Raw genomic sequence first — 18222 nt, 5'->3', positions numbered from 1 at the left:
TTGTTCCTTGACAAGCAAAAGAAGACCTATGTATAAATGCGCTTCAGCCCAAATAGAGGCAAAACGAACATCAGTTCATCTGGTATAATATTTCGAACAAGATCTGTGTTCCCAATTTCAGATTTTCTACACTAATACTTTCATTCTTAGCATGAAGCATAGTAAGTTCTTTTTCGTTCAGGAGAACAGGGATCAAACCATAACATTCCATACCGATCTGACGAAAGTATGCATTATCCGTTTTGCCCGGAGAAATAAAAGGAGCGGCAACACTCCCGGGAATTTTACGAGTCGCAACGGAAGCAATCGTTTGGAAAAGGATCGAATCCAATTTAGATTTATCAGAATTCACCGTGGATGCAGGTTCCACTTCTACTTCATATTTTTCCGCAATCCTTTGGATCTCTTTCAAATATTCCAATGGATCAAATCCGGGAAGAAGTCTTACATCTAATTTCGCTTCTGCTAAGGAAGAAAGTACATTATGACCTTTACCTTCCTCGGTTTTTAGACCGGAAACAGCTTTAGTATTTCGAGTGATCGCACTCAACTGCCTACTTGAACGGATCGGCCCGTACAATAATCTTCTCAAGATCGGAATATTTGAATTTTTTAATATGAATGAATTCGGAAAACGGCTGATCGTTCCCAGTTGATAGAAAAATCCCTGGGTTTCCTCGGAGATACGGATATCCGTATCATATTCCAAAACTTCAGTTAAAAATTTTAAAAGCCTGAGGCTAGGATAATTTTGGCTAGGAGTGCTACCATGTCCTTGGTCTCCTTTTGCTCTTACGTTCAACCAAAGATTCCCTTTTTCCGCATATTGTATATTGAAGATGGTACTTCCGGGAATGGCAACATCCTTAGTGCCGAAACTTCCCTCGTTCAGCATGTATCCGTAACCTTTGAATAATTCAGGATGTACTTTTAGTAAAAATCTGGCTCCTCTTTCGCTTCCGGATTCTTCATCCGCCATACTTAAGAACATTATTTTTCTTTTAAGTGGGACCGCGGATCTTTTCAGCTCCAAAAAAGAAATGATCTGCATTGCAATGAGGCCCTTACAATCCAAGGTACCTCTTCCATGAATTCTACCTTCTTTAATTGTTCCTGCAAATGGATCTTCTGCCCATTCTTTTGGATCCGCTTCCACCACATCCAAATGGTTTCCAAGAATTAGGCCTTTTTCGGAACTCGGAACATTCGGTTCTAACTCTGCAATCAGATTCACTCTATCCGGAAACCCAGGCTCGGAGATCAGTTTAGTCTTGATGCCTTCTTTTTCGAAAATGGATCTGATATATTCTGCTACTTGTTTTTCGTTGCCTCGAACTGATTTGATCCGGATCAGATCAGTCAGGATTTTAACGGCTTCTGCTTCTCTTTTATCCCAAGAAAGGATATGATTTTCTTCTTTAAGAGGAGTGTTTTTAATGGGAGAAGTAACACATTGAAAGAAGAATAAAACAGAACAAAGGAACAGAAAAGAGCGAGAAACAAACATTCGCCATTTATAAAGTATAAGCGAGGAATCGTCCAGAAATTTAGAGGATAGAGGGAAAAGTAGCCCCAGGAGGACCCTGGGACCAAAACCAAACCAGGCTCATAACAAAGCCTACTTAAGAATTCGGTGGATTTGTAAAATTTCCCTTATACTTTTTTTCTCAAAATTAGAAAAAAATAATTATTTAGAATTCGAAGTCGCGGTCTCTTTTCCCGGCTTAAACCGGATCTTCCCTAAATACACCTTGGTAGTCAAAGAATCTCGTTTAGATTTTAAGAAAAAACCGAACTCAGGCGTTGCCACCTTATAACTTTCATACTCTGCAAAAATATCCAGATCCACTCGATTCGCGGTAAACTCGTCAAAATGAGGCAGATACTTTTCGGAGATGAGTATCATTCTTTCTCCATCCTTCTGCAGAGCTTCAAAAAGAACTTCAGGATCGAATAATGTTCTAGTGATACGTCTGGAATAAAAAGCGTAAGATCTTTTAGAAGCGGGAACACCGAACATCAAAAACTTTTCTTTTCCTGGTTCTGCTTCTTGGATAATCTCCCCTACTTCTTTAGATGGTTGGTAAGAAATAAGTAATGGATACGCATACAAACTTACCAAAGTAAAGAAGAAGGATACGGATACAATCAAGGTCCCAAGCACAGCGTTCATTTTGAAATATAATAGAACGATTGCTGCAATTCCTAGATAAATCCCTACCCAAACATAATAGGAAACAGAAACATCCATAACTAAGATCGGAAATAAGATCCCGGCAAATACGAATCCTAAACTAGTCAGATAAACTAAAATTTTACCGACAAAAGAAAGAGATCCTTCCGGATTTTCGATCAGTTTAAGTAAAAATCCGGAACCAACAATCGCCCCCGCAGGAAGACACCAGTAAATATACTGAGGCAATTGGTATTTGGAAAAACTGATCAAAAATAAAAATAAGAATAACCAAAATGCAGGAACAAAATCTCGATCCTTCCATTCATTTTTTCGAATATCCCCGATCAGACTTTTGCCTTTTTCTTTTACGAATCCGACCAAATTCGATACTATCCAAGCCAGGAAAGGTAATATGAATATTCCGAATGCCCAAGAGAAGTTGGAATAAAAGAATAGAGGATTGAATTTTTGGTCGTACATCTTGACGTAAAAACGACCGAAGGATTGTACCCAAAGGAAAAAATAAGGTCCGTAAGTATTAAATTCCAGGTATAAGGGAATGGACCATAAGAATGGAGGAAGTAATGCTAAAATTCCTCCGGGAAAAAGTTTCATTCCTAAAAGTCTTTTCCAGTCCCTTCTAAAAAGAATATCTCCACCAATTCCGATCCCTGGGATCACAACTGCGATCGGCCCTTTTGTTATAAAGCCAAGTCCCATAGCGAGATACATCGCGTAATAATAAGCAGGATTTTTTTTGGTTCCCAAATAATAAAATGCGAACACCAAAATTATATAAGGAGTTACGTATACGTCTATCTTAGGATCTACCACCATCGCATACAAACCCGGAGACAACGCGTATAAGAATACGGAGATCCAGGCACGTTTACTATTTCCTGAATATAATTTGGTGATAGTAAATACTCCCCAAAGAGAGAGAAGTGTCATCAGGATTGCCGGTAAACGGAATGCGTAATTATTCTGACCGAAAAGTGTAAAAGAAGAGCTGATCTTCCAGAAAGTTAGGATCGGTTTGTCCAGATACCTTCTTCCATTATCTCTGATAAAAAGCCAATTACCGCTATCCGTCATTTCTCTGCCGATCTCGGCGTATTGGGAAGAATCAATATCGATCACATCCAAAGGAGATGTCAGAAATAAAGGCAGAATTGCCACTGCTAAAAGAAACCAAATAGAATATTTCACAAAAGGAACGTTTTTCCCATCCTGAACGAAATTCATATTTTTATAATACTCCAAACTTAATAAAAAAACGAAGGATCAATCCATGAGCCCGGATTCCATGAGGCAACGTGTAAATCCGGTACATGTTTTTTCAGACTCATAACAAGGCATTGCGTATCCTTGTTCTCTCAAACATCCGGATTCACATTCAATCTGCATGAAACTTTTTTGGGAAGCTTCCATGGGTCCCTTGGATTGGAATTGTTTCTCCACGCAAGAGGTGAAAAATCCGCAGATCTCTTGGCATTTTTGTTGGTAGGGATCTTTACAATCGGTGATCCCGATCATAATAAAAGAAAATAAGAATAAGGTCGAAAAAAGGGACAGCCTCATTCCAGCTAGGTTATTCGATACGGATCTAAGGTCAACTTTTTGCGGCGAGCATTCCGCATGCCCCGTTGATGTCTTTTCCAGGGGACCTTCTGTTTAAGATAGGAACTCCAGCAGGTTCCAGATGTCGCAAAAACTCGTCTATCTCCTGATCTGTAGGCCTTCTCCAGCCGAAGAACTCAGTATTTAAAGGGATTACGTTTATTTTACAATCCAGTCTTCTTGCGATCCTCACTAATTTTTTAGCGTCTTCGGCACTCATGTTCACACCAGGGATCATCACATATTCGAATGTGATTCTACGTTTTAGAACTTTCGTATATTCTAAGGCGGCATCCAAAAGTTCAGGAAGTGCAAACTTCTCCTCTATATCCATGATCTCTTTTCTTCCGTTCGGATCAGGATGATTGAGAGAAATTGCAAGATTATAAGGCTCTTTATTTTCTATAAATCTGCGGATACCGTTCACTACTCCTGAAGTGGAGATCGTAATTCTTTTAGCGCCCATTCCCAAAGCTTCTTCATCATGAAGAAGTTCCGCCGCACGCATTACATTAAAGTAATTATGCATAGGCTCGCCCATTCCCATAAACACTATGTTTGTGGCTCTATCACCTACGATCTTTTCCACCTGCAGGATCTGGTCTATGATCTCACCAGCTTTTAGATTCCCCATATAAGGAAGTTTAGCAGTGGCGCAAAATTTACAATTTAAGGTACAACCTATTTGAGAAGAAATACAGATCGTTTTTCTTCCGCCGTCTCCGGAAGGGATCCAAACAGATTCGAATTCTTTTCCACTTCCAGGAACAGATTCGAACGTGAATTTCTGGGTTCCATCCACTGATTTTAAATGTTTAGCGACACTGATGGAGGAGAAACTAAACTTCTCCTTTAGTTTTTCCCTTAAATCCTTACCGATTGTAGAAAATTCTTCCCAGGACTCGTAACGGTTCGCGTATAATCCATTATAAATTTGTTTAGCTCTAAACGGTTTTTCACCTAATTCTGAAATGATCCGGGTGAGTTCCTCCAAGGTATGACCCTTGACCGGAATTTTTCCGGAGTTATTCTCTTTGATCTCGGAATCGGAAAGGGTTTCGTTCACTTGCAAAAATCCTTATATTGTTTTTCTGCGTTTTCATATCCTAGATCCCAGGATTTTTTATAATCTTTGCAAGATTCTGCCTTTCTTTTTAAGGCAGCATACCCTAATCCGCGATTAAAATACGAGATCGAATCTTCCGGTAAGATCTTCAAAACTTTGGAATAAGAATCCACACTATCCTTATATTTTCCGGACGCATAATACGCAAATCCCAGGGCAAAGATCGCTCTAGGATATTCAGGCTCCAGTTGTACCGCTTTTTTAGCGTCAGCCAAAGATTCTTTCGCTTTTTCTAATATACCTAGTTGGATCGATCTTTCCGCAAATGCATATGACTTTATCAGACCGGAATTGATGGCCTTATTCATATCATTTAGACCTTCTTCTTTTCTTTCCAAACCGAAACGGCTCAAGCCCCGGTAGAACAATGCGTCCAAGTTTTTGGAATCCAAAGAATACGCCGAATCAAAATCCGTCTCGGACTCCGTGTATCTATTCAGATAATATTTACTTAAACCACGATTATAGAATGCGGAAGAATTTTTAGGATTTACCGCAAGATAACGATCATATTGGGAAATAGCATTATCGTATTCAGCTGCATTATAAGAATCTAAACCTTGTTGGAAAAGTTCCCCCAATTCTTGGTCAGTAAGACTTTCACTAGGAGTGCTACTAGGAGTATTACGGCTCTGTGATTCTTTTTCTAATTGGTCCAGAAAAGAACTGATAGTAGCAGTGATCCAAAAAAATACCGCGTTAGGAGTCTCGACTTTTACTTCCTGTTCTTCGGGTGTTGCCGTAGAACTTGTTTTTTCAGGTTCGTTAGAAGAAACTGTCTCCGGAGAAAAAATCTGAAACCCGGCCAGGACCAAACCAACTACCAGGAAAATACCCAATACTTTCTGCATATGATTTGTATGACCGGATTTTAGAAGGAATACCAGCTTTTTTCCGGTTAGGAAACGGAAGAATCCGAATGTTCGGAAATAACTTTCCCGTCTTCCAGGATCATTCTGATAAGTCTAGTCATCTCCACGGAATATTCCACGTTCAAGTGTTTAGTCACACCTTCACAGAAACCGTTGATGATCAGAAGTTTCGCATCGTCTTCCGAAAGTCCTCTGGATTGAAGATAGAATAATTGATCCTCATCGATACGAGAAACAGTCGCCTCGTAATTCAAGGTTCCATTCTGCCCGCTTACATCATTATAAGGATACGCATGTGACTGAGAACGATCATCCATCATGAGACCATCACATTTCACATGGCTATAAGCGTTAGAAGAACCTGTGGTGAATTTTACCAAACCTCTGTAAGAGTTGATCCCACCGTCTAAGGAAACACCTTTTGCAAGAATATTACTGCGAGTATTTTTACCTACGTGAATGATCCTTGCGCCAGTATCTTGGATCTGACCTGAACCGGCAAAAGCCAAGGATAGAATATCACCTGTAGAATTATCACCTTGTAATACGATACCAGGATACTTGATCGTATTTGCTCCAATATTCACATCCGTCCAAGTGATATGAGCTGCTTCATGGCAAAGACCGCGCTTTACGGTCCAGTTATACATATTCTTTTTCCAGTTTTGGATAGTAGTGTAGAATATTTTAGAATTCTTATGAGCGATCAGCTCTACCACTGCAGTATGGAAATTTGTGCCTTTGTCTTGCACGGAAGAACATCCTTCCGAATATTCCAATTCAGCTCCGTCTTCTGCGATCAAAAGAGTTCTTTCATATTGACCGGAAGAAGCAGCACTCACTTTAAAATAGGCCTGTAAAGGCATAGGAGTTTTGACACCTTTCGGAACGTAAGCGAAAGATCCTCCCGAAAATACCGCGGAGTTTAATGCGGAGAATTTATTGTCCCCGATAGAAACAACAGTCCCTATATATTTACGAACGATATCCGGATATTCGCGAATAGCAGTATCTATATCGCAGAAAATAATTCCTAGATCCGTAAGTTCCTTTTTAACGTTAGCGTAAACAGTCTCAGAATCTTCCATGGCTTCGATCCCGGCCAGGTATTTTCTTTCATGTTCAGGGATCCCAAGTCTTTCAAAACTTTTTAATACTTCAGGATCTACTTCGTCCCAGGATTTTTTCTTCTTATGATTTGCGCCTATATAATGTACGTACTCGTCTATATCCACTTTGAAGTTGGGAAAAAATCCCCAACCAGGCATAGGTTTACTTTCATAAACTTTAAATGCCTCTAGACGGAATTCAGTCAGCCAAGCAGGCTCATTTTTAATATGAGAGATGGACTCCACCACTTTGCGTGTAAGTCCTTTGGGAAAATTATCCGCACGATAATATCTATCTTCGTCGGAAATGATCTCAAGTGCTTGTGCCATAATATTTCTCTCCCATATCTTAGACTTTTATAAGGAAAGATGCAATCTTTTCCGAAAGTCTTGAGTGCGAGTTTTGCCCGAATGAGGGCTGTATAACAAGATTTTAAGGGGAAGGATGGGTGACCAGGAGAAATTAGAAAGGAGAATCCGGCCCTAGGACCGGATTTCCATTGGTATTGGATTAGTTTACCGCAGAGAAGTATTCTTTGGACTTTTCTGGATCCGCTTTCATGGTTTTCTTTCCTTCGTCCCAGTTTGCAGGGCAAACTTCGCCGTGTTTTTCAACGTATTGGAAAGCTTTTACCAAACGGATTGCTTCATCAATGTTTCTTCCTACAGGAAGATCGTTGATGGTAGACTGACGGATTACTCCAGCTGGATCGATGATGAAAGTTCCTCTCAAAGCCATTCCGCCTTCTAAAAGAACTCCGTAATCTCTTGCGATTGACTTGGTTATGTCAGCAACTAGAGGATACTTGATATCTCCTAATCCGCCTTGTTTACGAGGAGTATTCTTCCATGCAAGGTGAGTAAAAGCGCTGTCTACGGAAACTCCCAGAACTTCCGCTCCGATTTTTTTGAATTCGTCTAGTTTTGCATCATACTCGATGATTTCAGTAGGACATACGAAAGTGAAGTCGAGGGGCCAGAAGAATAGAACAACCCACTTTCCTTTATAGTCGGAAAGTTTGATTTCCTTGATTTGCTGGCCAATAACGGCTTCTGCTTTAAAGTCCGGTGCGAGTGAAGTAACTTGAGGCATTTTGCTCTCTCCTATTTAGAATCATTCTAAATTTAGACAGCCAGGATGGAAAGCAGTTTTTCTTTTTTAGGAAAGTTGGGGATTTTTTTCCAAAGAAACTTCTCTGCCAAATTTTCAGCCTTTAGCCATTAAGTATTTCTCCATGAACTCTGTGATATCCTTGATGTTCCGATTGATCATCTTCCTGAGTTCAGGAGGGATATTCTGGGATTTGATCACACGATAATAATTCAAAGCATTCTTCAACATTTTGCGGCGAGCGAATTCCTGAGCCTTGATCAGCATCGGTTTATACTTATAATATGAGTATTCCATAATACTGTAATTTTTGGAAAGTTTGAATGAGTGAGGTATCTTCCCGAAATCATAGGTTAAGGTTAAGAACGGAGCATCATCCACTTCCGGAGGTTTTAACTCCAGAATACCATGGATCATTTTAGGCTCGTCGTCCCCGCCTCCACTTGGACCTTCAGGACGATCTTGGTCTAAAGGTTCGAGACCCCCATCCAATACTTCAATTTCAGGAGCTTCTTCAGCGCTTGGAGAAGGAGCCGGTGCGGCACCGCTAGGAGCACCTGGTCCTGCAAGAGGAGGAATATCAGGTGTGAATTCTTCGTGTTTAGTTTCATCTACAGGATCAGGAAGATCTATTTTAGGTAATTCTACTGGACCTGGCGTGGGAGCAGCTTCTCCACTAGGAGACGGAGCAGGTGCCGCTTGTGGAGTTCCTTCAGGTTCTCCTCGGAGAACTTTATCTTCCGGATCCGGTAAACGGATCGGAACTAGATCGATCTGCGGAAGAACAGGTGGAGCATAACCTGGGATCTGATCTGAAAGCGGATATTCAGGTCTTGGCCAATCCTGAGGTAAAGGTTCTTCTAATGCTTGCTCTTCTCTTTCTTGGCGTTTTTCTTCCGCCTTCTTCTTTAGATAATCATCTCTCTCTTGGAAAAGATCTTCTTTTCTTCTATCGTCTTCTCCCCTTCTGTCTTTGCGAGAACCTTCTCCTCCTCTTCTTTCTCCTTGGGAACGACGATCTTCTCCTGTCCTCCTATCAACAAGAGGAAGGTCTTTAAATTTATCCCATTCGTCCGTGAAGAATGTATCTTCCGGAAGATCCATTTCATTCGGATCAAGATGATCAGGATCTTTAGGTTTGGGAGAAGGTTCAGAAGGAGCAAAATCCTCCGGACTGACAGGACCTGGCCCTTCACTTGGAGGCGGACCACCCGGTCCAGGCGGAAATCCACCCGGAGGTGAAGGAACTCCCGCACTATAAGAGATTGGTGCTCCCGGCGGAGGTGGAGGCATAGGCCCGGAAGAAGGAGCATAAGAAATAATTTGATAAGATACCGGTCCTGGAGGTAATTCCGCAGGAAGTTTCGGGGCCTCTGTTCCAGGAGGAGCTTGGATCTGGATCGGATTTGCAAATCCTTGGGAGAGACTGCCGCCTAAAGCTTGGCTAATGTCCTTGATCGCTTTGACCAAGTCACCCATCGGAATAGGTGGTCCTTTATAATTCGGATCATCCGGAGTATAAGTCTCTTCCTCAGGTGGAGTGTTGATATGATCTTCTATCGCTTGGATATTATTATCTATTTTTTCATTAATATCCGAATCGGGGATTCTAGCGTTAGTCCTCTTTAGGATCTCCAACGCAGCTAAGAAGTTTTCTTTATCTACTAAAGCTTCCGAATGTAAAAGAGGTCTTCTGTGATGCGCATAACGGGAGTTATTCCGAATGATATCGTCTGTTGCATGAGGAAGTTGTAATTTATCCTTCTTCTTTAATCCCGGATAATTCGGTTTTTCACCGCCGGCAGGAGGAGGACTCCATTCTTGATCAGGTTTCTGTGCTTCCGGTTGCCCACCACCTTTTTGAGACGGAGAAGAAGAGGGAGAAGGAGCGGAATCTTGGTCTCCAACATTGACTAATTTTCCTCGGTCAGCTGGAGAAGGACTTCCTCCACCGGAAGCGCCCGACCCTGGACCGCCGCCTGGAGAAGGCGCAGGACTTCCTGAAGATCTATTCGGATCTCTGAATAAAGTGTACGCTCCTGCTCCCGCAGAAAGAAGTCCTAATAATAAAAGAAGTGCAGTCATCTAAAAGATTCTTATCTATTATTTTCGACAGAGTATTACGTCGTTCTTAAACAGCAATCAGTAGCTTTTTCGGATTGACACCATGAATGTTAAGTAATAACTTGACATATATGAAATCAACGGTTCGGGAAAACCTGAGCTTCGGGTCTAGTCCTGACAATCCGGACGGTCTTCAGTTAAAGATCACCTTTGATGAGGACACTAAAACCGCTTACGGTGACTATACGGTTCCTGAAAAGTTCCAAGGGTCTCCAGACGTGATCCATCCCGGAATCATCGCCACCATTTTGGACGAAATCATGGCCAAAATCAATGAGGCGATGAATTTTAAAACAACAACTGGCGAGTTAACGATCCGCTTCTTACAACCTGCCCAAGTAAATCAACCTCTGCATTTACGTGGCTGGTTCGTTAAAAAGAACAAAAAAGTGATCGAAAACAGAGCCGAAATTGAGAACGAGATCGGTAAAATTGTTGCTCGCGGTAAGGGCAAATACATCGAACTCGATTCCTGATCCAATAAGGAATTATAAAACCCGCCGATGTGGTGGAATTGGTAGACGCACTGGATTCAAAATCCAGCGAGGGCAACCTCGTGTCGGTTCGACTCCGACCGTCGGCAGGGTTATTTAAACTCTAACAGAAGCAATCGCTTCTTCAAATGTATCCTTCTCCACTTGATCAATCGCTTCTAAGATCAGATCCATTTCTTGCCGAGTCATTCCGGAGAATAATTCTTCTCCCTTTGTTAGAATTCCGGCACCGAGCATAATACCTTCTACTTCTTCCTGAGTATATGTTTTTGGTTTGGACTTCATTGTTTTAACAACTGCATCCATAAGTTGTTTGATCTTAGAAAGAAGCTCCTTATCCGAAAGTGTTGTAAATAGTTTTAGAATATCTTCTCTGAACTCGTCCGCGTCTTTTTTAGAAACGGAGGCAAGCACCTGATTAAAGATGGATTTGTTGTGAAGATCCTTTCCTTCTTTTAATAATTCTTTTGCTTTCGAAAACATGATCTCTTCGAATCTATGAGCGGTTACATAAGAATGTAAGGCTGCAAATCCTGCTTGGAATGCGGATTTTAAATGACGGCCCAATTTGAATACTGCCAAACTCAATTGGCCTAAAAGTCCGAATACTTTTGGAGGAGAATGTATGAATCCTGCCAAAGAAGTAAATGCTCCGTCTAATTTTTTTCTGCCCTCATATTCGGGGTATAACAGCTCCAGAAAATAACGTACCAAAAGATCCACTCTCTCTTCCGGGATGGAAGAGAACCTTGGATATTTGGATAGATTGGTTTTGGAATATCTTCTTTGGATCGCTTCTCTATAAGCGCTTATCAATTTAGGAAATTCCGGTTCTTCTAATAGCGATCCCATACTCGGGATGAGTTTTATACTTAGCTTGGAATAAGGAAGTTATTTTTCCTAGCGTCTCTTTTAACTCTGCGTCTACTTCTTCCAGTCTAAACGAATCAATTCGTATTTAGCCGAGTTTGCTTCTTCCAACGCTTTTTTTAGGTAAGGCAAAACCCAAGGTTTCGTATCTTCTTTGAAAGTATCTTTGTAGTTCCAATTGTCTTGGAACATTCTTATATAATATTCTTTCGGATCTACTGTGACTATGAACTCGACTCTTTTGAGTTTTGAAAATTCTTCCTTGGATAAATTTACACGAAGAAGAGCGGATTCTCCGGGAGAAAGTCTCGTATCAAAAATTTCTTTCTGCAATTCCAGATCCAACATCCAACCTAAAGTTTTCTCGGAGATCTTCCTTTTTTGTCCGGATATGGATTCGATCCAAACTTCCAGATATACTTTTGGAACCGAATAACTGGGGAATGTATGTCCCACTCCGGAGTTTTTCAGTTCGGAGATAATTTCGGCTCCTTCTTCTTTTGGTATAACTTGTAAAGAGGTTTGGACTCCTCGTTTTACCATTTCGCCGTCGGAGATACCTTTCCATTCATGTTTTCTATCAGGCATATGGCAATTCTGGCATTGTACATTCGATCTCGCAAATTCGGACCTTCTCCATTGTCCGTACGTATCCATCAGAAACTTTCCGTTCACCTGTTTTGCAGTCTCAGGAGATTGGTGGCAATTCTTGCAAAATTCCGACTCCTCGAATTCTTTTTGGGGTATAAAACCTTGGTGAGGAATATTCGAATTTTGGAATATTCTATCCTTATTTCCGTCTTTCGGGAATGGTCCGTATACTTTTCCTTTTCGGAGATGACAACTCGCACATTGTACTCCGTTTTCTTCACTGCCTGATTTCCATGCAGGCGCGGAAACTTCTCCCCAACCTAAACGAGAGAGTAATACATTTTTGGTTTCAGGATTCGGGCTATGGCAGTTCATACAATTTTCGGATCCGTGTTTTCCGATCCTAGGTAATTGCCAAAGAAAGCCCGGGCCAATGGCCCGGGAGTGAAGAGTCGACTTCCAGGAACCGAACTGTTGTAAATGGCAACTCCCGCAAGAGGCCGGGTTCGGATCTACTGTGATCGAGCCTTGGGATTCGAGGGGGAATGCCCAATGCCTTTGGTGAAATTCTTCTTCTTTACAAAACGTTAGGAAGAAGCTGATCGCAAAAATTGCGACCGCAAGGATAAGGGGGATTATCCTCCGCAAGGATTTCCCCCACCGCCTCCTCCTCCGCCACCGCCGCCCCCACCTCCGGAGGATGCAGAACCAGAAAGATATTTTTTATCCTGATCTATGATATCGTTCGTACCTTTTGCAAAGTTGCGGTCCGGAGTAAAATATCCCCCTAAACTGGAAATATTCGAAGCGTCTATTCCGCCTTTTCCTACGTTATACGTAATCGATTCAGAAACTGTTCCTCGATCCGTTCTCCAAGGAGAAACTGCACTTAAGTTGGACCAAGTCGCGCCAGTATCATATGCGAGTGATCCCCATTCTACCCAGGAGCCATCGTAAAACCTTGTAGGATATCCTAGGATCGCGAGAGTGGCGAATCCTGTGATGGAAGATCTTACATTTGTCCTACAATATGCGATAATCGTTTGTCCTGAAGTATATCCGTTAGAACTCAAAAGATTCGCAAGATCCGTTTTAGGTAGGAACTCCTTATTTGCGTTTATGAAATTCGCGAAAGGTAGATTTTTCGCACCCTTAACATGTCCTTCAAAAGGTGTATAACAACTAGGAGTATCTGCGCAGGTAAGATTAGAAGGCCCTACGGTACTTCCAGTTCCGTCGTATTCAGTAGAAGATCTAGCATCCATGATAAAACTTCCGCCCGCAGGAGCAGGAGTGGAATTCGTGAATGTCGGACTAGTGATACCTTGGACTGCATTAAAAACATCCGCGAGTGTCGCTTGCAAAATTGTATGATCTCGATACAAACTTCCTAGGGTTCCGGCTCCGCTGGATGTAGGAATTGTATATATAGAACCGCCTGTTAATTGAGATGCGGTGATTTTTGTTGAAGCCGCTCCGTTTAAAACCGCTAAGTGAGTTTTCTCCACTCCCCAATAATACAGTGTATACCAAGAACGTAATGTAAGCATTAGATTCCCGTCTGTAGGAACATCCTGAGCAAGAACGATCAGATCAGTTGTAGGATTTACACCGAAACGTTTCAAGAATGCATCGATATTCGCTCCTTCCGGAACGATTGTTTCAGTATCGACCAGGCCGTTAAATCTGGTCTGACCAAAGAATGTATAATCCGTAGAAGTTGCAGTGATCCCGTATACTCTTACACCTTCCTCAGGTCTTATATAAGAACCTGCAAGCGCACCTCCATTGATCTGAAAAATGATCAATCTCCCGCTGATCCCAGAAGGATGGTTTGCCGCCCAATTTGATCTCCAAGATTCCAGAGTGGATGCAGTAATAAGCCCATATGTATTACCATTATAATCGTCATTCGATACGGACAAAAGTTGAGATGTATTGAACACCTCCACAGGTTGTACAAGAGCAAGCTTTTGATACGGAGTGAGATACTCCGGAGCATCGCAGGCTTCCAAAAAAGGAATTAGTAATAAACAAATTCCTAAATTTCTAATTTTTAAACCGAACATATTCCCCTCCGATCTACAAGTTAAATGGAAAATTGATCAGGAACCCGAAGGTTCTTAAGATTGCAGTGTTATACCCGGCATAAGTATGAGAATAGAAGAAGTTATAGTAATTCCCGTACTTATCCGTATAACCTAAACTCACTTCCAGGTTATGATAGATTTCCTTTCTTCCCCAGGCAGGTCTTTCGTGTTCCAGATAATAATTGTACCAATCCGTTCCAAAAGGTGCGATGGAAGGTGGATTTACTTGTATCAGGTTTAATGGAGGAGTTCCTCTTGGATCTGCAAATGCATATCCTCCCTGACCGATCTGTCCTCTACTTCCAACTATGAAGATAAATGAATCCCAGAAACGTTTGTATAACGCTCCGTAATAAAGAATATCATCCGGTACCGGCTTTTCTCTTTTTCTATAACTCCATTCGCCTAAAGCACCAAGTCCCCAAACATTGAAGTCCTTACCTAAGTAGATATTTACTTCTGCACCGTTTGCTCCATCTCCCAAAGCCTGAGGATTTCTATCATAATCGCCTTTTTTGATCCCGCCGATCCTTACGCTGATAGTCGGAACCCAGATAGATTCATAATCATATTCATCTAGGACCTTATAACGTAAGCCTGCTCTGGAATCTATGATCCCGTACTTATCAGGTTGTTCAGGAGAAGTTAAGGTCCCGAAATAACGATCTATCAATTGGACCCTTCCTAATTTACCAAAACCGGTTTGAAGATCCACGGTAAGTCTATCTGTGATCCCGTATTCAAAAGCGAGAGCACCTACATTGATCCGAACATCATCATCGTATGTGTTATGGTATTTTCCCACATATGCCGAATTATAAACCGAATTCACTGCAGTGGTCCGAACCCATAATTGTCTTTGATAAGGGGCCCAAACCGTTTGGGAGAATAACTCCCCGATAAAAAGTGGTTGGGCCAAAAGTAGAAGGGGAAAAAAAACTCCCTTCTTAAATAATAATTTCATTATATGATGATTCCCTGATTAATCCTTCTTCTCCTCCAACTTCACGTTGAAGCGGATGCTTACGAAAAATTCCAAAGCGGAAATCTGTTCTTCGGATAATTTGCCTGCCAAATCCTCCAGGTTCACCCTTCCTTTTTCGGAGTTGGGCAAGGAACCTTGTAAGTATTCCAAACGGTTTTTCTGAGATTTTACTAGTTCTTCTTTTTTGGCGTCTAAGGCGACCTCTGCATTATAGATTGCCTTGCCCAGATTGAACTTTTCCCTTTCTTTTCCACGAAGCGCCTGTCCGGCAACCCCGCCGCCGCCGAATCCTCCGGAAGCGAAAATGCCTTGGAAAGAAGAGAAGATTAATGCGCCGATCAGCGCGTAGATATATAAAGTTTTCATAAATTTTGTAACTCCCTCTTGTTTTTTTTTGTTACAGAATTGAGGAGGATGGAGGAGAGTTTCCTCCATCCTTAGTTAGTTTCGATTTATTGGTTTTTGTAATTCCAATCCTCTACGAATGCTTTCTTAGTAGTAGTAGCCGAAGAATTGATTTGGAAATAATCCACAGTGGATTTTTTCACACCTGTATTGTAGTGAGCTCCTAAACCGGATCCTCTTGCACCTGACTCAATTACACCCTGAACGTCAGGAGCGAATTTAGCAGGAATAGAAGGGAAAGTTGCGGCACCTGCACTTACATCGTCATTGAAATTCGCTGGAGGGAAAGCTCCTGCAAGTAATCCAAAAATACTCCAACCATCTTCCACGAATACGGAAGGACGTCCCAAGATTAACTGAGTAGAGATCCCGCTCGTTTGAGTTCTTGTGTTCGTTCTGCAGTATTGAAGAATAGTTTGTCCTTCTACATATGTAGGCGCTCCAGCGTTAGGTCCGCCGGTAGTTCCATAAGTATCCCAAATATCCTGAACATCAGCTTTGGATTTGAATTTCAAAGTATTGAAAGTTCCTGCAGCAGACGCACCATAAGCATAGGTGTTATCAAGGTTCGCACGTTCAACTACGTTGTAGTGAGGAACAAAGATGGCACCTTTCAAGTGACCTTCGAATGCAATCGCTCCGCCGGAAGTTTTTGTAGTTCCAGTAGCATTTTCTGCACCGTCATACTCTTGCCAGCCTGCTGCTGAGGTATAAGATCCGATCGTATTGGTAGTATTCTTAGTTCTGTTATCCGAAATCAAAACTGTCGAAGAGAGACCCTTTACGCTATGATTTCCGTTATTTTTTACTACTTCGATTACATCTTCTATACTTAATGTTAAGATTCTGTTATCTACATTCTTCAGTTGTTTTACTGAGAAAGTTCCATTTAAAGGAGGAACAGATTCATCTGTATCATTACCTAATTCAGCTTCCGGGAATTGTCCTTTAATTGTTCCATTCAGGATAGCAAGATGTTCATGAGCAACACCCCAATATCTTAATGAGTAATGTTGGTGGCCGATCGAGCCGTAGTTATCCCCGCTACCGCTTGCAAATACGATTAAGTCCTTAGTAGGATCCACTCCGTAAGTCTGGAACCAAGCATCGATATTCGCACCGCTAATAAGACCAAAACCTCCAGTCGTAGAAGTTCCGCCCGGGATAGAGATAAGTCCGTTGTCTCTAGTCTCTCTGAAGGTTTTCCAAGAATACAGAGCGGAATTATTTCCATCTACTGCGAAAAAAACTTTTACTCCGGTCTTAGGTAAGATTAAACTTTTGTTAGCATCCGTTCCAGCTTTGCTTGTCTGATAGATCACCAAGTTTCCGGTAATTCCTGCGGGCTTATTGTTTGCCCAATCGTTTACCCAACCTCTGAGAGTATCTGCAGAAATAAGACCGAATTTGTTATCATTATAATCAGCCGCAGATTCTATCGCTAGATCGGAAGCACTTGCCACCTTTACACTGGAGGAACCTCCTCCAATTGCAGCTAACGCGAGTGCGGAACTGTCAGAAGATCCCTCTCCACAATTCCCGAGTAATCCCAGCATAATTGCCAGGAGGCTCGTATTAATGAGCTTATTTTTCATTTTGTTCTCCTTTGCTGGTCCGGTCAGGGTTTCCCTCTTGTTTATTCCACAGCGGACTCTAAGCACAAAATCGAGAAAAGGGTTCGTTTTTGCCAGGTTTATTTCAATATAACGAACATATTATCCAATAAATTTAACAATATATTAGAATAAGCGACTAATTTTTTAAACAAAACGGAATAAACCCTATAAAAGCGGAAACAAAATGACTATAGAAAATGGTTTTTGTGAATTCAGGATGCGTTATTTTCCGTTAAAACAGAATATTCAGAAAACCGAAATTACCTTTTTATAAAGTATTCGATCCAAATAGAGAGAAGCGGCCCTTGAATGAATCAAGTCCACTTCTCATATTTATATAAGGGATTTTGGCCAAAGTGTGTTAGGCCGGTTGGGGGTTCTATTTCAATCGTCGGAAAGAGAAGAGGACCAGATCAGATATGAGTCCTTCTCCCCTAAATTTGCAAGTTCTTGTAAATCTTTACCCAAGAAGGTCATACTGTCCCCTTCTTGCAGGTCGAACCATTTGCCTCCTACTTTTAAACGGAGTGCTCCTGACTGTAGGAACAGATTCTGCCTTTGTTTAGATTGCACTTTTGTAATAAAGGTTTTGGCAACTCCAGGAAGAAGTCTGATCTCGAAGAGTCTAGTTTGAAATCTAGTTTCTTCATGTAGGAGAGGACGGATCACATACTGATTCTCTTCTACTGAATTCTCGCTAGAGTCTTCCTTTCTGAAAATTTTAGGAAACTCTTCCTTAGAAAATTCCATGAGGCTGGACAAAGGTAAACGGATCGCTTTTGAAATTTTCCATAATAGCGCGATAGAAGGTGCAGCCTTTCCGGATTCCACAAGGCTTAACATTCCTCGGCTCACCTGAGATAATTCCGCAAGTTTTCCAAGTGAAAGACCTAATTCCTGTCTTCTCTTACGAACCAAGGTCCCAATAGATTGGATCAGGCCTCTTTCAATCGGATCGATCGTTGGCATACTCGGTTCTCCCCACTGAACCGGAATTTTGTTTATTCCGAACAGTTATAATAATATTTTATCC

General features: G+C 41.5%; 16 protein-coding genes and 1 tRNA gene. 2 read left to right on the top strand and 15 right to left on the bottom strand.

The window, feature by feature from the left end; translation table 11 throughout:
• Nucleotides 1-70: 70 nt before the first annotated feature.
• From EHO58_RS12130 to EHO58_RS12095, 8 genes are all read right to left on the bottom strand, one after another.
• A complete protein-coding gene (locus EHO58_RS12130) occupies nt 71-1507 on the bottom strand; it encodes a M20/M25/M40 family metallo-hydrolase (protein ID WP_135680096.1) in 1437 nt (478 codons plus the stop codon).
• Between the two features lie 180 nt (nt 1508-1687).
• Nucleotides 1688-3421, bottom strand: a complete 1734-nt coding sequence (locus EHO58_RS12125; protein ID WP_135680095.1) for an ArnT family glycosyltransferase — start codon at nt 3419-3421, stop codon at nt 1688-1690.
• 39 nt (nt 3422-3460) lie between these two features.
• Nucleotides 3461-3757 (bottom strand): Cys-rich protein, encoded by a 297-nt coding sequence (locus EHO58_RS12120; protein ID WP_135625600.1) that lies wholly within the window; start codon nt 3755-3757, stop codon nt 3461-3463.
• 31 nt (nt 3758-3788) lie between these two features.
• A complete protein-coding gene (gene rlmN / locus EHO58_RS12115; RefSeq protein WP_135625601.1) occupies nt 3789-4862 on the bottom strand; it encodes a dual-specificity RNA methyltransferase RlmN in 1074 nt (357 codons plus the stop codon).
• Nucleotides 4859-5773 (bottom strand): tetratricopeptide repeat protein, encoded by a 915-nt coding sequence (locus EHO58_RS12110; RefSeq protein WP_135680094.1) that lies wholly within the window; start codon nt 5771-5773, stop codon nt 4859-4861. The genes rlmN and EHO58_RS12110 overlap by 4 nt, the downstream gene beginning before the upstream one ends.
• Nucleotides 5774-5820: 47 nt before the next feature.
• The gene (sufB, locus tag EHO58_RS12105; RefSeq protein ID WP_100724977.1) at nt 5821-7233 is read right to left on the bottom strand and encodes a Fe-S cluster assembly protein SufB; all 1413 of its coding nucleotides are present in this window, start codon (nt 7231-7233) and stop codon (nt 5821-5823) included.
• A 181-nt stretch (nt 7234-7414) separates the two neighbouring features.
• The gene (locus EHO58_RS12100) at nt 7415-7996 is read right to left on the bottom strand and encodes a peroxiredoxin (protein WP_135615444.1); all 582 of its coding nucleotides are present in this window, start codon (nt 7994-7996) and stop codon (nt 7415-7417) included.
• A 114-nt stretch (nt 7997-8110) separates the two neighbouring features.
• Nucleotides 8111-10099 (bottom strand): hypothetical protein, encoded by a 1989-nt coding sequence (locus EHO58_RS12095; RefSeq protein WP_135680093.1) that lies wholly within the window; start codon nt 10097-10099, stop codon nt 8111-8113.
• A gap of 110 nt (nt 10100-10209) precedes the next feature.
• Between EHO58_RS12095 and EHO58_RS12090 the strand changes: the two genes are divergently transcribed.
• Both EHO58_RS12090 and EHO58_RS12085 read left to right on the top strand, forming a co-directional pair.
• Complete coding sequence (locus tag EHO58_RS12090) at nt 10210-10614, top strand: PaaI family thioesterase (protein ID WP_008595600.1); 405 nt, start codon at nt 10210-10212, stop codon at nt 10612-10614.
• Between the two features lie 23 nt (nt 10615-10637).
• Nucleotides 10638-10721: transfer RNA gene (locus EHO58_RS12085), tRNA-Leu, on the top strand.
• 7 nt (nt 10722-10728) lie between these two features.
• Here the strand turns inward: EHO58_RS12085 and EHO58_RS12080 are convergent.
• The 7 genes from EHO58_RS12080 to EHO58_RS12050 form a co-directional block, all read right to left on the bottom strand.
• Nucleotides 10729-11484, bottom strand: a complete 756-nt coding sequence (locus EHO58_RS12080) for a hypothetical protein (RefSeq protein WP_135680092.1) — start codon at nt 11482-11484, stop codon at nt 10729-10731.
• 72 nt (nt 11485-11556) lie between these two features.
• On the bottom strand, nt 11557-12741 hold the full coding sequence (locus tag EHO58_RS12075; RefSeq protein WP_135680091.1) for a multiheme c-type cytochrome: 1185 nt from the start codon (nt 12739-12741) through the stop codon (nt 11557-11559).
• Nucleotides 12729-14162, bottom strand: a complete 1434-nt coding sequence (locus tag EHO58_RS12070; protein ID WP_135680090.1) for a sulfurtransferase — start codon at nt 14160-14162, stop codon at nt 12729-12731. The genes EHO58_RS12075 and EHO58_RS12070 overlap by 13 nt, the downstream gene beginning before the upstream one ends.
• A gap of 13 nt (nt 14163-14175) precedes the next feature.
• Nucleotides 14176-15147 (bottom strand): hypothetical protein, encoded by a 972-nt coding sequence (locus EHO58_RS12065; RefSeq protein WP_135680089.1) that lies wholly within the window; start codon nt 15145-15147, stop codon nt 14176-14178.
• 18 nt (nt 15148-15165) lie between these two features.
• Nucleotides 15166-15534: a hypothetical protein gene (locus EHO58_RS12060; RefSeq protein ID WP_135680088.1), complete on the bottom strand. Its 369-nt coding sequence runs from the start codon at nt 15532-15534 to the stop codon at nt 15166-15168.
• Nucleotides 15535-15620: 86 nt separating this feature from the next.
• Nucleotides 15621-17168 carry a sulfurtransferase gene (locus tag EHO58_RS12055; protein WP_135680087.1) on the bottom strand — a complete coding sequence of 516 codons (1548 nt, stop codon included), beginning with the start codon at nt 17166-17168 and terminating at the stop codon, nt 15621-15623.
• 405 nt (nt 17169-17573) lie between these two features.
• Nucleotides 17574-18158, bottom strand: a complete 585-nt coding sequence (locus tag EHO58_RS12050) for a helix-turn-helix domain-containing protein (protein WP_100711761.1) — start codon at nt 18156-18158, stop codon at nt 17574-17576.
• Nucleotides 18159-18222 lie beyond the last annotated feature (64 nt).

Source organism: Leptospira selangorensis (assembly GCF_004769405.1).
GTDB lineage: Bacteria > Spirochaetota > Leptospiria > Leptospirales > Leptospiraceae > Leptospira_B > Leptospira_B selangorensis.
This window is presented reverse-complemented; position numbering and strand designations above follow the sequence as displayed.

Coding starts and splice junctions, on each gene's coding strand:
- EHO58_RS12130 (WP_135680096.1), bottom strand. CDS start 1,507: ATGTTTGTTTCTCGCTCTTTTCTGTTCCTTTGTTCTGTTTTATTCTTC.
- EHO58_RS12125 (WP_135680095.1), bottom strand. CDS start 3,421: ATGAATTTCGTTCAGGATGGGAAAAACGTTCCTTTTGTGAAATATTCT.
- EHO58_RS12120 (WP_135625600.1), bottom strand. CDS start 3,757: ATGAGGCTGTCCCTTTTTTCGACCTTATTCTTATTTTCTTTTATTATG.
- EHO58_RS12110 (WP_135680094.1), bottom strand. CDS start 5,773: ATGCAGAAAGTATTGGGTATTTTCCTGGTAGTTGGTTTGGTCCTGGCC.
- sufB (WP_100724977.1), bottom strand. CDS start 7,233: ATGGCACAAGCACTTGAGATCATTTCCGACGAAGATAGATATTATCGT.
- EHO58_RS12100 (WP_135615444.1), bottom strand. CDS start 7,996: ATGCCTCAAGTTACTTCACTCGCACCGGACTTTAAAGCAGAAGCCGTT.
- EHO58_RS12095 (WP_135680093.1), bottom strand. CDS start 10,099: ATGACTGCACTTCTTTTATTATTAGGACTTCTTTCTGCGGGAGCAGGA.
- EHO58_RS12090 (WP_008595600.1), top strand. CDS start 10,210: ATGAAATCAACGGTTCGGGAAAACCTGAGCTTCGGGTCTAGTCCTGAC.
- EHO58_RS12080 (WP_135680092.1), bottom strand. CDS start 11,484: ATGGGATCGCTATTAGAAGAACCGGAATTTCCTAAATTGATAAGCGCT.
- EHO58_RS12070 (WP_135680090.1), bottom strand. CDS start 14,162: ATGTTCGGTTTAAAAATTAGAAATTTAGGAATTTGTTTATTACTAATT.
- EHO58_RS12065 (WP_135680089.1), bottom strand. CDS start 15,147: ATGAAATTATTATTTAAGAAGGGAGTTTTTTTTCCCCTTCTACTTTTG.
- EHO58_RS12060 (WP_135680088.1), bottom strand. CDS start 15,534: ATGAAAACTTTATATATCTACGCGCTGATCGGCGCATTAATCTTCTCT.
- EHO58_RS12055 (WP_135680087.1), bottom strand. CDS start 17,168: ATGAAAAATAAGCTCATTAATACGAGCCTCCTGGCAATTATGCTGGGA.
- EHO58_RS12050 (WP_100711761.1), bottom strand. CDS start 18,158: ATGCCAACGATCGATCCGATTGAAAGAGGCCTGATCCAATCTATTGGG.